Genomic DNA, 13,993 nt, shown 5'->3' on the forward strand with positions numbered 1-13,993 from the left:
AGCGGTGCACGCACGAACGAGGGCGCCCTCCCCGCCGGTGCGGGGAGGGCGCCCGGTTCGGGCCGCAGTGGGTCAGGAGGAGGACGGGCTCGGGGACGGGGACGGGCTCGCCGAGGTGTCGGCGGCGGCGACCTTCAGTTCGACGGTGAGGGTGCCGCCGCCGGGGGTGGTGACGCGCAGCAGGAAGGTGCCGGTGGTGTCGTCCGCGTACAGCTTCGGCAGGGTCAGCAGGCCCTTGTCGTCGGTCTGGAGGCCGGTGAGGGTGCGTACGGGCTTGCCGTCGGCGTCCTTGAAGTAGGGGCCCTTGTCGTTCTCGGTGGCGTCCTTGTCGGACTTGATCAGGGTGGCGGTGGCCGCGACCTTGTCCGCGACGGCGCCCTTGTACGTCGCCTTGACCTGGACCTGGTCGGCGAACTCGCCGTCCGGGGTGCAGGTCAGCGGGGTGTCGCTGGTGCGGGCCAGGGTGTCGGCCGCGCGCTCGGTGACGGTGGCCGGGTAGGCGACGCCCTTGACCGAGCGGCCCACGACGGTGGCGGTGACCTTGAAGTCACCCGTCTTCTCGCCCGCCTGCAGCGCCGGGGCGAGAGCGACACCCTTGGCGTCGGTGACGACCGTGGCCACGGTCTCGCCGCCGCTGAAGGTGGCGTCGGTGTCTCCGCTGATCGTGAACCTGATCCTGACCTTGGCGACGGACTTGTCGGCCTTGCTCTCGGCACGGGTGCCGATCCGCTCGGTGAAGGCGTGCCCGGCCATCGCGCTGAGCTCGGCGGTGTCCGCGTCCTCCAGGTGGTCCACCGTGTCGGTGGGGGTCGGCGGGGTCGTCGGCGGGACGGGCGGCTTCGGCGGCTTCGGGCTCGGGCTGTCGTGCCCGCGGCCGGGCGTGCTGGGCTTCGGGTCCGGCTTGGGATCCGGCTTGTGCCGGGGCTTGGCCTTCGGCGGGCCGGGGTGCTTCGGGGACCGGGCGTGCGGGGTTTCGTCGTCGCTGCGGTGGGTGGGCACGCCGCCGGTGCCGTCGGGCACGGAGTGGGTGCCCTTGCGGTAGTACTCCAGCCAGTTGAGGACCAGGTTCAGATAGTCCTGCGAGTTGTTGTAGCTGAGGATCGCCCTGTGCAGGTCCGTCTCGTCCGAGAGGTCCCAGCCGTTGCGGCACAGGTAGTGGCCGGCGGCGAGGGCGGCGTCGTAGACGTTGTTGGGGTCCTTCTTGCCGTCGCCGTTGCCGTCGCGGCCGGCCCAGGCCCAGGTCGACGGGATGAACTGCATGGGGCCGACGGCCTGGTCGTACTCGCTGTTGCCGTCGTACGCACCGTGGTCGGTGTCCTTGATGAGTGCGAAGCCGTTGCCGTCGAGGGCCGGGCCCAGGATCCGGCCCAGCGTGGTGCCGTCCGCGTCGACCCGGCCGCCGCGGGCCTGGCCCGACTCCACGTTGCCGATGGCGGCGAGCAGTTGCCAGGGCAGATTGCAGCCGGGCTTGGAGGACCGCAGCTCGGCCTCGGCCTTCTTGTAGGCGTCGAGGACCGTCGCCGGGATACCGGCCTCGGAGTCGCCCCGGGCGACGGGGGTGCCGGCGGTCGGCGAGGGGCTGGGGTTGGGACTGTTGAGCGGCGGCAGGTCCGTGTAGTACGGGGAGTTGCCGGTGGCGTTGCCGTTGCCGTCGGAGGGCGGGTCGGGTACGGGGGCGGAGGCGCCGGTCGTCGCCTGTCTGCCGTGGTCCTCGCCGGTCACTCCCGGAGCCTGGGACGCGGACAGAGCCGCGACCGCCGCCGCGGCCACGGCGGTGGTCGCCGCCCCCTTGCGCAGCCGCCTTCCGAAATGCGCCGCCATCGAGTGAACCCCTCCCGTGGACGCCCTGCGTCCCTCTCCTCTGTCTGCCCTGCTCTGGTGTGACGGTTGACCCGGTGATCCGGTTGCCCCTGTGTCGCCCTTCCGTCCGTGTGACGCGCGTTCGACCCCGTGTGCCGGGCAGGCGACGCAGGTGACCCTACGGCAACTTCCCTGGCGTCGGGACCCGCTCACGCCCGTTTTCAACGGTTGGCCAACTCTCGTTACCACCTACGGCTCCGGACGGGCGTCCCGCATACTGGACTGACCTGATCACCGGCACGGCGCCATGGCCGACGACCGTTCCAGGGGGCTCCGTTGCCGTTCACGCTCAGTCATGCGGCCGCCGTCCTGCCCGCGGTCCGCCGGGACGGGACCGGACGCGGCCCGCTGGTGCCGGCGGTACTCGTCGCGGGGTCCTTCGCGCCCGACATGACCTTCTATGCGGCGAGTGTCCTTCCGGGCGGCATGGAATTCGGCGCGGTCACGCACTCGTTCGCCGGGGTCGGCACGGTCGACGTGCTCATCTCCTGGGCTCTGGTGGGGTGGTGGCTGCTCGTCCGCGAACCGTTGCTCGCGCTGCTGCCCCGGGGCCGGCAGGGACGGCCGGCCGTACTGCTGGGCTGTGGTGCGCCGCGCGCGCGGATACGGGCCGTGTCGGTGGGGTGGTGGTACGTCTCCGCCGTGCTGGGTGCGCTGACCCATGTGGTGTGGGACGCGTTCACGCATCACGGGCGGTGGGGGACGCGGCTGATTCCGGCCATCGGGCGGAGTGGTCCGGCGGGCATGCCGCTGTTCTCGTCGCTGCAGTACGGCTCGTCCGTGGCGGGTGCGCTCGTCGTCGCGCTGTTCGCCGCGCGTGCGCTGCGACGGGCGCCGGCCGGGGAGCCGGTGGGGGTGCCCGTGCTGTCCGGGCGGGACCGGTGCCGGGCCGGCGCGGTGATCGGCGGCTGCGCCGTGGCCGGGGCGGTACAGCGGGCGGCGCGCTGGTGGGAGTCCCCGGGCGCGTCCCAGCGGCCGTGGGAGCTGGTGCCCACCCTGTGCTTCGGGCTGGGCGCCGGGCTGGTCCTGGGGCTGGTGCTGTACGCCGTCGGCGTCAGGGTCTGGCGTCCGGGCCGGGGTGCGGACGGTCCCGGCGGGGTGACCGGTGCGGGCCTGGAGAGGCCCCTCGCTCGGTGAGGGACGCGACGAAGACCGTGAGAGTGGGCCGGGGGCGCGATCTGGGGATCGCGGTGAGCGCGAGGGCGAGGTAGCCGCGGGCGAGGTCGGCCCACTGGCGCCAGTCCGGGGCGGGGTCCGCGTGGGCGGTCAGGCCGGCGAGTCCGCGACGCAGGCGGATGACGGCTCCGCGGACGGTCTCGGCCGGGTCGGCGGGGATGCGGGCGGTGCTTGCGTCGGCCGCGAGGGCCGGGACCGGCGAGGCGGGCATGGCCTGCGCCGAGGCGGTGTCCGCCCAGGCCCGGGTGTCTGCCTCGGGCGTCCGGCGGTGAAGCATGCGTATACCCATGCCCGCAGTTTTGCGGCTGTGGGGGGTGGGGGGCGTTTTGGCGGGGGCCACGTGAGTGACGGTCCCTTGGGGCGTTCGGCGGACGCTCTTGTGTGATGCCAGTCACTGTGCTGGTCGGGTGGGGTGCCGGGGGTCGGGAGGCGCGGGGAAGCGGGAGGAGCCCGAGGAGCGGGGTTGCGTCCGGCGCCGCCGGGGGTGCGCCGTGGGGCCGGGCGGCGTCGTGGCGGGAAGACACCGCCGACCCGGGGGCGCTGTACTGCGCCGCCGTACAACGCCCCCGTCCCCCGAAGCGCCGCAGGCTAGTGGGCTGCCGACTCCCAGTCCGGGCCGACGCCCACCGAGACGTCCAGGGGGGCGTGCAGCTGGACGGCGTTCGCCATTTCGTGGCGGACGATCTCCTCCACCGCGGCCCGCTCGCCCGGGGCGATTTCCAGGACGATTTCGTCGTGGACCTGGAGGAGCATGCGGGACTTCAGGTCCGCCGCCCGCAGCGCGCCGTCCACCTTGAGCATGGCGATCTTGACGATGTCGGCCGCCGTGCCCTGGATGGGCGCGTTGAGGGCCATGCGCTCGGCCGCCTCGCGGCGCTGGCGGTTGTCGCTGTTGAGGTCCGGCAGATAGCGACGGCGGCCGAAGAGCGTCGCCGTGTAGCCCGTCGCCCGGGCCTCGTCGACCGCCCGGCGCAGGTAGTCCCGGACGCCGCCGAAGCGCTCGAAGTAGGCGTCCATCAGGGCGCGGGCCTCGGCCGCCTCGATGTTCAGCTGCTGGGACAGGCCGAACGCGGACAGGCCGTAGGCCAGGCCGTACGACATCGCCTTGATCTTGCGGCGCATCTCCGCGTCCACCGCCGCCGGCTCGACGCCGAACACCTGGGAGGCGGCCGTGGTGTGCAGGTCCTCGCCGGAGGTGAACGCCTGGATCAAGCCCTCGTCCTCGGAGAGGTGGGCCATCACGCGCAGCTCGATCTGGCTGTAGTCGGCGGTCATCAGGGACTCGAAGCCCTCGCCGACGACGAAGCCGCGGCGGATGGCCCGGCCCTCGTCCGTGCGGACCGGGATGTTCTGCAGGTTCGGGTCCGTGGAGGACAGCCGGCCGGTCGCGGCCACCGTCTGGTTGAACGTGGTGTGAATGCGGCCGTCCCCCGCGATGGTCTTGATCAGGCCCTCGACCGTGACCCGCAGCTTCGCCTGCTCGCGGTGGCGGAGCATGATCACCGGCAGTTCGTTGTCGGTCTGGGTGGCGAGCCAGGCCAGCGCGTCGGCGTCGGTGGTGTAGCCGGTCTTGGTCTTCTTGGTCTTCGGCAGGGCCAGCTCCTCGAAGAGGACCTGCTGGAGCTGCTTGGGCGAGCCCAGGTTGAACTCGTGGCCGGCGGCGGCGTGCGCCTCCTTCACGGCCTGCTGCACCGCACCCGCGAACGTCTGCTCCATCGCTTCGAGGTGCGCGCGGTCGGCCGCGATGCCGTGCCGCTCCATGCGGGCGAGCAGGGCGGACGTCGGCAGCTCCATGTCGCGCAGCAGTTCCGCCGAGCCGACCTCTTCGAGGCGGGTCCGGAAGGCGGCGCCGAGGTCGAGGACGGCGCGGGCCTGGACCATCAGGGCCTCGGCCTCGGCGCCCTCGTCGGTGCCGAAGGCCAGCTGGCCGTCGGCCGCGGCGGCGGGCGCCAGCTCGCGGTGCAGGTACTCCAGGGACAGCGCGTCCAGGTCGAAGGAGCGGCGGCCCGGCTTGACCAGGTAGGCGGCGAGGGCGGTGTCCATGGTCACGCCCTCGACGGACCAGCCGTGCTCGGCGAAGACGCGCATGGCGCCCTTGGCGTCGTGGAGCACCTTGGGGCGGGCGGCGTCGGCCAGCCAGGCCGCGAACGCGTTCTCGTCGGCCTCGTCCAGCTCGGCCGGGTCGAACCAGGCCGCCGCTCCCCCGGCCGCGGCGAGGGCGACCTCGGCCACGGAGCCGGTGCCCAGCGCCCAGGTGTCGACGGTGGCGACGCCGAGGGTCTCGGCGCCGTGCCCGGCGAGCCAGGGGGTCAGCTCGCCGGTGCGCAGGATCGTGCCGTCCAGCTCCACGGCGTCGGTGGCGATCGGCGTGGTCCCGGCCTCCGCGGTGCCGGGGTCGACGGCGAAGAGGCGCTCGCGCAGGGACGGGTTGCGGATCTCCAGGGTGTCCAGGACCATCGTGACGGCCTTGCGGTCGTACGCGGCCCGCTCCAGGTCGGCGACCGGCCGGGGCAGCTCGACCTGGCGCTCCAGCTCGGTCAGGACGCGGTTGAGCTTGACCGACTCCAGGTGGTCGCGGAGGTTCTGCCCGGCCTTGCCCTTGACCTCGTCGACGCGCTCGACCAGCTCCGCGAACGAGCCGAACTGGTTGATCCACTTCGCGGCGGTCTTCTCGCCGACGCCGGGGATGCCGGGGAGGTTGTCGGACGGGTCGCCTCGCAGGGCCGCGAAGTCCGGGTACTGGGCGGGGGTCAGGCCGTACTTCTCGAACACCTTCTCGGGGGTGAACCGGGTCAGCTCCGAGACGCCCTTCGTCGGGTAGAGCACCGTGATGTTCTCGGTGACCAGCTGGAAGGAGTCGCGGTCGCCGGTGACGATCAGCACCTCGAAGCCCTCGGCCTCGGCCTCGGTGGCGAGGGTGGCGATGACGTCGTCCGCCTCGAAGCCGTCGACGGCGAAGCGCGGGGCGTTCATCGCGTCGAGCAGCTCGCCGATCAGCTCGACCTGGCCCTTGAACTCGTCCGGGGTCTTGGAGCGGTTCGCCTTGTACTCGGTGAACCGCTCGGAGCGCCAGGTCTTGCGCGAGACGTCGAACGCCACGGCGAAGTGCGTGGGCTCCTCGTCACGCAGGGTGTTGGCCAGCATCGACGCGAAGCCGTAGATCGCGTTCGTCGGCTGGCCGGTCGCGGTCGTGAAGTTCTCCGCGGGCAGCGCGAAGAACGCGCGGTAAGCGAGGGAGTGCCCGTCCATGAGCATCAGCCGGGGACGGGGGCCGCCGGGGGTCTTGTCGGTCTTCTTCGATGCTGTCTCTGCCACGTCCCCGATCCTGCCACGCCGCACTGACAGTCCGGGTCGCGTCCGGCTGGTGGGTGTGAGCTCCGGCACAGCGACCGGAGACCGGCAAGTGGGGACAGGTCGGACGGGGGAAGGGGCGGCACCGCTGTCGGTGCCGCGTGGGAGGATCGTCTGCGTACTCGGGACGCGCAGTCGAAGGAGAGCGTGCGATGGCGACGAAGCCGCCCAAGGGTGATCCGGTTCAGGACGCGCCGCAGGTCGCGGAGCCCAAGCACGCGGCCGCGGGGCTGCCGGCCATCGGGCACACGCTGCGCATCGCCCAGCAGCAGATGGGTGTGCGGCGCACGGCGCTGACCCTGCTGCGGGTGAACCAGAAGGACGGGTTCGACTGCCCGGGCTGCGCCTGGCCGGAGCCGGACCACCGGCACAAGGCGGAGTTCTGCGAGAACGGCGCGAAGGCGGTGGCCGAGGAGGCCACGCTGCGCCGGGTCACCCCGGAGTTCTTCGCCGCGCACTCCGTGGCCGACCTGGCGACGAGAAGCGGGTACTGGCTGGGGCAGCAGGGGCGGCTCACCCACCCCATGTACCTCCCCGAGGGCGGCACGCACTACGAGCCGGTCGGCTGGGACCGCGCCTTCGACATCGTCGCCGAGGAGATCGCCGCCCTCTCCTCGCCCGACGAGGCCGTCTTCTACACCTCGGGCCGCACCAGCAACGAGGCCGCGTTCCTGTACCAGCTCTTCGCGCGCGAGCTGGGCACGAACAACCTGCCGGACTGCTCCAACATGTGCCACGAGTCGTCCGGGTCGGCGCTCAGCGAGACCATCGGCATCGGCAAGGGCAGCGTCCTGCTGGAGGACCTCTACCAGGCGGACCTGATCATCGTCGCCGGGCAGAACCCGGGGACGAACCATCCGCGCATGCTCTCCGCGCTGGAGAAGGCCAAGGCGAACGGCGCGAAGATCATCAGCGTCAATCCGCTGCCCGAGGCCGGCCTGGAGCGGTTCAAGAACCCGCAGACACCCCAGGGCATGCTGAAGGGCGCCGCCCTCACCGATCTGTTCCTGCAGATCCGCATCGGCGGCGACCAGGCGCTCTTCCGGCTCCTCAACAAGCTGATCCTCGAGACGGACGGCGCGGTCGACGAGGAGTTCGTCCGCGAACACACCCACGGTTTCGAGGAGTTCGCCGAGGCGGCCCGCGCCGCCGACTGGGACGAGACACTGAGGGCGACCGGCCTCACGCGCGCGGAGATCGAGCAGGCCCTCGGCATGGCCCTCGCCTCGAAGCGGACCATCGTGTGCTGGGCCATGGGCCTCACCCAGCACAAGCACGCGGTCCCGACCATCCGCGAGGTGGTCAACTTCCTGCTGCTGCGCGGCAACATCGGCCGGCCGGGCGCGGGCGTGTGCCCGGTGCGCGGCCACTCGAACGTGCAGGGCGACCGCACGATGGGCATCTTCGAGCGGCCCGCGCCGGCCTTCCTGGACGCGCTGGAGAAGGAGTTCGGGTTCGCGCCGCCGCGCGAGCACGGCTTCGACGTCGTACGGGCCATCGGCGCGCTGCGCGACGGCGAGGCGAAGGTGTTCTTCGCCATGGGCGGCAACTTCGTCTCCGCCTCCCCCGACACGGAGGTGACCGAGGCCGCGATGCGGCGCGCGCGGCTGACGGTGCATGTGTCGACCAAGCTCAACCGCTCGCACGTCGTCACCGGCGCGCGGGCGCTGATCCTGCCCACGCTGGGCCGCACCGAGCGGGACCTGCAGGCCGGCGGGGAGCAGTTCGTGACCGTCGAGGACTCGATGGGCATGGTGCACGCCTCGCGCGGGCGGCTGGCGCCGGCCGGTCCCCGGCTGAAGTCGGAGCCGGCGATCATCTGCGGTCTCGCGCGGCGTGTGCTCGGCGCGGACAGCGTCGTGCCGTGGGAGGAGTTCGAGAAGGACTACGCGACGATCCGTGACCGCATCGCGCGGGTGGTCCCGGGTTTCGAGGACTTCAACGCGCGCGTGGCCCGGCCGGGCGGCTTCACGCTGCCGCACGCGCCGCGCGACGAGCGCCGCTTCCCGACCGCCACGGGCAAGGCGAACTTCACGGCGGCCCCGGTGGAGTATCCCGAACTGCCAGAGGGCCGGCTGCTGTTGCAGACCCTGCGCTCGCACGACCAGTACAACACCACGATCTACGGCCTGGACGACCGGTACCGGGGCATCACGGGCGGCCGCCGGGTGGTGCTGGTGCATCCCGAGGACGCGCGGACACTCGGATTCGCCGAGGGGTCGTACGTCGACCTGGTGAGCGAGTGGAAGGACGGCGTGGAGCGGCGTGCGCCCGGTTTCCGGGTCGTGCACTACCCGACGACGCGGGGATGCGCGGCGGCGTACTACCCGGAGACGAACGTCCTGGTCCCGCTCGACGCCACCGCCGACACCAGCAACACCCCGGCCAGCAAGTCCGTGGTCGTCCGCCTCGAAGACCACACGGAGGGCTCCGTGGGCCGTCTGGAACAATCGGCGACCGACTGAGCGTTTGCTCAGCCAGCAGACAGGTGGACCAAGAACGGAGCCGGCCCATGGGCGAGCAGCAGCGAGTGAAGTTCCCGCAGGAGATCATCGACGAGTACGCGGCGCTCGGTGTCGACCTGCCCGCCCTCTTCTCGGCCGGACACCTCGGCACGCGCATGGGGGTGCAGATCCTGGAGGCCTCGCCGGAGAAGGTCGTCGGGACCATGCCGGTGGAGGGCAACACCCAGCCGTACGGCCTGCTGCACGGCGGCGCCTCCGCGGTGCTGGCGGAGACCCTGGGCTCGGTCGGCTCGATGCTGCACGGCGGCAGCTCGAAGATCGCGGTCGGTGTGGACCTGAACTGCACGCACCACCGCGGGGTCCGCTCGGGCCTGGTGACGGGCGTGGCCACGCCGGTGCACCGGGGCCGTTCGACGGCGACGTACGAGATCGTGATCAGCGACGAGGAGGGTCGCCGGGTGTGCAGCGCCCGGCTGACCTGCCTGCTGCGTGACGTGAACAGCGGCGACGCGGCGCACGCCGAGGGCGCCGGCGCCTGACAGCGCCTCGGCGGGGTCCGCGGGGCCCCGCCAAGCCGTCCCCCGCGCCGATGACTTGAAGGCCGGTCAGCTGACGGCCCGCCAGGACACCTTGCCAGGCCGCCTTGAAGGCCGAGGCTTTCTTTCTCCCGCGTAACTCTGCGTAATACGCGTGCAATATACATTCGCACATTCACTCTCGTCCCCCGGTGTGGACAACGCCCTTCGGGGCCCCCGGAAGTCGCCTGCAGCAACGGTGCTCGGTAATCACCAAATCGCCTGAGACTCCTGGATTGATCATGGTGAGTCCTGCAGGTTCTCAGAATGCGGACGGGGTGAATCGGCCTGAATTCCTGTTTTCCACCCCACGCTGTACCGCTCTGCATTACCCCGTGTCATAACAAGAGCGTCACAGCCTTGGTCAAGCTCTCCTCCACGTTCCCTACACACGCTTAGAGTCACCGCCAGTCACCGCTCCATCGGGAGTTCGGTACCGGCGCGGCACCCGTCGCTCCCCCGCGAAGGGGGCGGAATGTGCCTGCGGAAAGGATCGATTGTGCGACAGCGTTCTCTGGTGATTCTTACCTCCGTGCTGACCACCGGAGCTCTGACCCTCACCGCGTGTGGCTCCCGCGACAAGGACAACAAGGGCGGCGACGGCGGCAACGTGACGGTCACGATCGGCGTCGACGCCCCGCTGACCGGCCAGAACTCCGCGACAGGCCTGGGTATTCAGTACGGCGCCCAGATCGCCGTCGACGACGCCAACAAGAACAAGGCCGTCCCCGGCGTCACCTTCAAGATCAAGGCGCTGGACGACAAGGCGATCCCCGCCACCGGCCAGCAGAACGCCACCCAGCTCGTCTCCGACAAGGACGTGCTCGGAGTCGTCGGCCCCCTCAACTCCGGTGTGGCCACGCAGATGCAGCAGGTCTTCGCCACCGCCAACCTGGTGGAGATCTCCCCGTCCAACACGGGTGTCGAGCTGACCCAGGGCAAGAACTGGCAGACCACCAAGTCCCGCCCGTTCAAGACGTACTTCCGCACCGCCACCACCGACGCGCTGCAGGGCGCCTACGCGGCGGACTACGCCTACAACGGCATTCACAAGAAGAAGGCGTTCGTCGTCGACGACAAGCAGACCTACGGCGCCGGCCTTTCCAAGATCTTCAAGGAGCAGTTCGTCAAGCAGGGCGGCAAGGTCATCGGCACCGACCACGTCAACACCGGTGACCGCGACTTCTCCACCCTGGTCACCAAGATCAAGAATTCTGGTGCGGACGTCCTCTACTACGGCGGCCAGTACGACGAGTCCGAGGTGCTGACCAAGCAGCTCAAGGACGCCGGGGCCAAGATCCCGCTGTTCGGCGGCGACGGCATGTTCACCCCGACCTACATCAAGACCGCCGGCAAGGCGTCCGAGGGCGACCTGGTCACCTCGATCGGCGTCCCGGTCGACACCCTGCCCGCCGCCAAGGACTTCGTCGCCACCTACAAGGCCAAGAAGTACCCCGGTGACTACGGCACGTACGGCTCCTACGCCTACGACGCCACCACCGCCATCATCAAGGCCGTCGGCCAGGTCGTGAAGGACGGCAAGATTCCGTCCGACGCCCGCAGCCAGGTCGTCGACGCCGTCCAGAAGACCTCCTTCGACGGCATCTCCGGCAAGATCTCGTTCGACGAGTACGGCGACACCACGAACAAGCAGCTGACCGTCTACCAGGTCACCAAGGGTGAGTGGAAGTCCGTCAAGAGCGGTACGGCCAACCCGAAGTAACCCACCGCAGCACATCGCACCCCCAGGGCCGCGCGGCGCAGACCACCGTCACCGCGCGGCCCGCCTTCTACCGCCCCCTTGACTCTCCCCACCACATGGAGGCCATGCGGTGAACACCCTGCCGCAGCAGCTGGCCAACGGGCTGTTCCTCGGCTCGATGTACGGGCTGATCGCCATCGGCTACACGATGGTGTACGGCATCGTCCAGCTCATCAACTTCGCCCACGGCGAGATCTTCATGACCGGAGGTTTCGGCGCCCTCACGGTCTACCTCGTCCTGCCGGACGGCATATCCATGTGGATAGCCCTGCCGGCGATGCTGATCGGCGGTGCACTGGTCGCCGTACTCATCGCCGTCGGCGCCGAACGCTTCGCCTACCGTCCGCTGCGCGGCGCGCCACGCCTCGCCCCGCTGATCACCGCGATCGGCCTGTCGCTCGCGCTGCAGCAGGCGGTCTTCAACTGGTACCACGTCGACGGCGACGCCAAGTCCGCCCGTGTCTTCCCGCAGTTGCCGTTCGGCCCGCTGCACATCGGCTCCGTGACCGTGCAGAGCGGTGACCTCTTCCTGATCATCGCCGCCCCGCTGTGCATGGCGGCCCTCGCCTTCTTCGTCCGGCTCTCCCGCACCGGCCGCGCCATGCAGGCCACCGCCCAGGACCCGGACACCGCCCAGCTGATGGGCATCGACACCAACCGCATCATCGTCATCGCCTTCGCCATCGGCGGCTTCTTCGCCGCGGTCGCCGGTGTCTCCTACGGCCTCAAGTACGGCTCCGTCTCCTACGACATGGGCTTCCTCGCCGGTCTGAAGGCGTTCACCGCGGCCGTCCTCGGCGGCATCGGCAACATCTACGGCGCCATGCTCGGCGGTCTCGTGCTCGGCGTGGCCGAAGCCATGGCCACCGCCTACATCGCCGACGTCCCCGGCATGCACCAGCTCGGTGGCGGCAGCTGGGCTCCGGTGTGGGCCTTCGTCCTCCTCATCCTCGTACTCCTCTTCAGGCCACAGGGCCTGCTCGGCGAACGCGTCGCGGACAGGGCGTGAGCAGCATGACCGACACCACCACCGAGCCCACCGCCAAGGCCCCGGAGGCCGGACGCGGACCCGTCCCGCTCCCCCGGGCCGCCGCCCGCCTGCTCATCGTGATCGGCGCGATCGGCACCATCGCCAGCACCTTCCTCAGCTGGACCTGGACCCCCAACTTCCCCGGTGACCTGACCTACTACGGCTACCCGGCGGGCCTGCAGACCATCGCTCTCGTGGCCGGCGCCCTCACCCTGCTCTACGGGCTCGTCCAGTGGAACGTACGAGGGCTGGACTGGCTGAACCCGGGCAAGGCCACCACACCGGTCTTCCTGATCGCCCTCGCGGCGTTCGCCGTCTGCTGGTTCACCGGCATCGCCATCGCCGTGGACCTCGGCGGCCTGGTGAACCTGGACCCCGGCGCCTTCGTGGCGATGGCGGCCTCCGCGCTGCCCGTCGTCGGCGCCCTCGCGCTGCCCCACCCGGCCCCCGGCACGGGCCTGCGCGGCTACTTCGCCAAGCCCGACCAGCCTGCCCACGGCACGCTCCCGCCGCTAGCCGAACGTGCCCTCATCACCGTGGGCACCGCTCTCGGCCTCGTGGTCTTCACCTACGGCATCGGCATCAACGACGACGACAGCGAGACCTTCATCGGCTTCCTGCTCGTCCTGATCTTCGGTGCCTGGGGGCTGGTCCACGCCGGGCTGCTCGACCGGTACGCGACGATGTCCACCCGCCACAAGGGCTTCGCCACCACCCTGGCCTTCGTCGCGGCCGTGATCTTCCCCTTCACCCAGAGCGACGACCACAACGCCAACATCGGCGTCAACATCCTCATCTTCGCCACCGTCGCCCTGGGCCTGAACATCGTCGTCGGTCTCACGGGTCTGCTCGACCTCGGTTACGTCGCCTTCCTGGGCGTCGGCGCCTACGCCGCCGCGCTGGTGTCCGGCTCGGAGTACTCCCCGTACTCCGTCCACTTCCCCTTCTGGGCGGCGGCCGTCACCGGTATGGGGGCCTCGCTGGTCTTCGGCGTCCTGATCGGCGGGCCGACGCTGCGCCTGCGCGGCGACTACCTGGCCATCGTCACCCTCGGCTTCGGAGAGATCTTCCGCATCACCGTCAACAGCCTGGACGGCGACTCCGGACCGAACGTCACCCGGGGCCCCAACGGCATCACCCAGATCCCGGACATCAACATCTTCGGGTTCAACCTGGGCGACGCCCACGACGTCGCCGGATTCACCCTCGGCCGCTTCGCCAACTACCTCTTCCTGATGCTCGTTATCACGGCGATCGTCGTGCTCGTCTTCACCCGCGCCGCCGACTCCCGCATCGGCCGCTCCTGGATCGCCATCCGCGAGGACGAGACCGCCGCCACCGCCATGGGCATCAACGGCTTCCGCGTCAAGCTGATCGCCTTCGCCCTCGGCGCCTCCCTCGCGGGCCTCGCCGGCACCGTGATGGCACACGTCAACTACAGCGTGAACCCGCAGCCGTACCAGTTCGCCGGCGCCGCCCCGCCCAACTCGGCCTTCCTCCTGGCCGCCGTCGTCCTCGGCGGCATGGGCACCGTCAGCGGCCCGCTGCTCGGCGCGAGCGTCCTGTACCTGGTCCCGGAGAAGCTCCAGTTCCTGCAGAACTACGAGCTGTTCGCCTTCGGCATCGCGCTGATCCTGCTGATGCGCTTCCGGCCGGAGGGCATCATCGCCAACCGCCGCCGCCAGCTGGAGTTCCACGAGACCGGCCAGCTCGACGTACCGGCGCAAGCGACGCTGACCGACGATCCGGCCGTCACCAAGGCAGGGGCGTAAGG

General features: G+C 70.6%; 9 protein-coding genes. 6 read left to right on the plus strand and 3 right to left on the minus strand.

The features are described 5' to 3' along the window. Positions 1-72: 72 nt before the first annotated feature. Positions 73-1,821, minus strand: coding sequence for a lytic transglycosylase domain-containing protein (locus ACWC94_RS12660; RefSeq protein ID WP_450796517.1), 1,749 nt, complete (start codon positions 1,819-1,821; stop codon positions 73-75). A 315-nt stretch (positions 1,822-2,136) separates the two neighbouring features. On the opposite strand from ACWC94_RS12660, the gene ACWC94_RS12665 reads away from it, so the two are divergent. Continuing rightward, entirely contained in the window at positions 2,137-2,997 is an 861-nt protein-coding gene (locus tag ACWC94_RS12665) for a DUF4184 family protein (protein ID WP_450796518.1), read from the plus strand. Here ACWC94_RS12665 and ACWC94_RS12670 read toward each other — a convergent pair. Both ACWC94_RS12670 and polA read right to left on the minus strand, forming a co-directional pair. After that, a complete protein-coding gene (locus tag ACWC94_RS12670) occupies positions 2,915-3,325 on the minus strand; it encodes a hypothetical protein (RefSeq protein ID WP_450796519.1) in 411 nt (136 codons plus the stop codon). The genes ACWC94_RS12665 and ACWC94_RS12670 overlap by 83 nt on opposite strands. Before the next feature lie 299 nt (positions 3,326-3,624). Next, positions 3,625-6,351, minus strand: a complete 2,727-nt coding sequence (polA, locus tag ACWC94_RS12675) for a DNA polymerase I (RefSeq protein ID WP_450796520.1) — start codon at positions 6,349-6,351, stop codon at positions 3,625-3,627. Between the two features lie 188 nt (positions 6,352-6,539). Between polA and ACWC94_RS12680 the strand changes: the two genes are divergently transcribed. The 5 genes from ACWC94_RS12680 to ACWC94_RS12700 all read left to right on the plus strand — a co-directional run bounded on the left by ACWC94_RS12680 (position 6,540) and on the right by ACWC94_RS12700 (position 13,991). Continuing rightward, a complete protein-coding gene (locus ACWC94_RS12680) occupies positions 6,540-8,852 on the plus strand; it encodes an FdhF/YdeP family oxidoreductase (RefSeq protein WP_450796521.1) in 2,313 nt (770 codons plus the stop codon). 47 nt (positions 8,853-8,899) lie between these two features. Continuing rightward, positions 8,900-9,391, plus strand: coding sequence for a hotdog fold thioesterase (locus ACWC94_RS12685; RefSeq protein ID WP_450796522.1), 492 nt, complete (start codon positions 8,900-8,902; stop codon positions 9,389-9,391). A gap of 511 nt (positions 9,392-9,902) precedes the next feature. After that, positions 9,903-11,150, plus strand: coding sequence for a branched-chain amino acid ABC transporter substrate-binding protein (locus ACWC94_RS12690; RefSeq protein ID WP_450796523.1), 1,248 nt, complete (start codon positions 9,903-9,905; stop codon positions 11,148-11,150). Between the two features lie 109 nt (positions 11,151-11,259). Beyond that, the gene (locus ACWC94_RS12695; protein WP_450796524.1) at positions 11,260-12,198 is read left to right on the plus strand and encodes a branched-chain amino acid ABC transporter permease; all 939 of its coding nucleotides are present in this window, start codon (positions 11,260-11,262) and stop codon (positions 12,196-12,198) included. A gap of 5 nt (positions 12,199-12,203) precedes the next feature. Next, entirely contained in the window at positions 12,204-13,991 is a 1,788-nt protein-coding gene (locus tag ACWC94_RS12700) for a branched-chain amino acid ABC transporter permease (RefSeq protein ID WP_450796679.1), read from the plus strand. Positions 13,992-13,993 lie beyond the last annotated feature (2 nt).

It is taken from the genome of Streptomyces sp. NPDC001135, assembly GCF_053598395.1.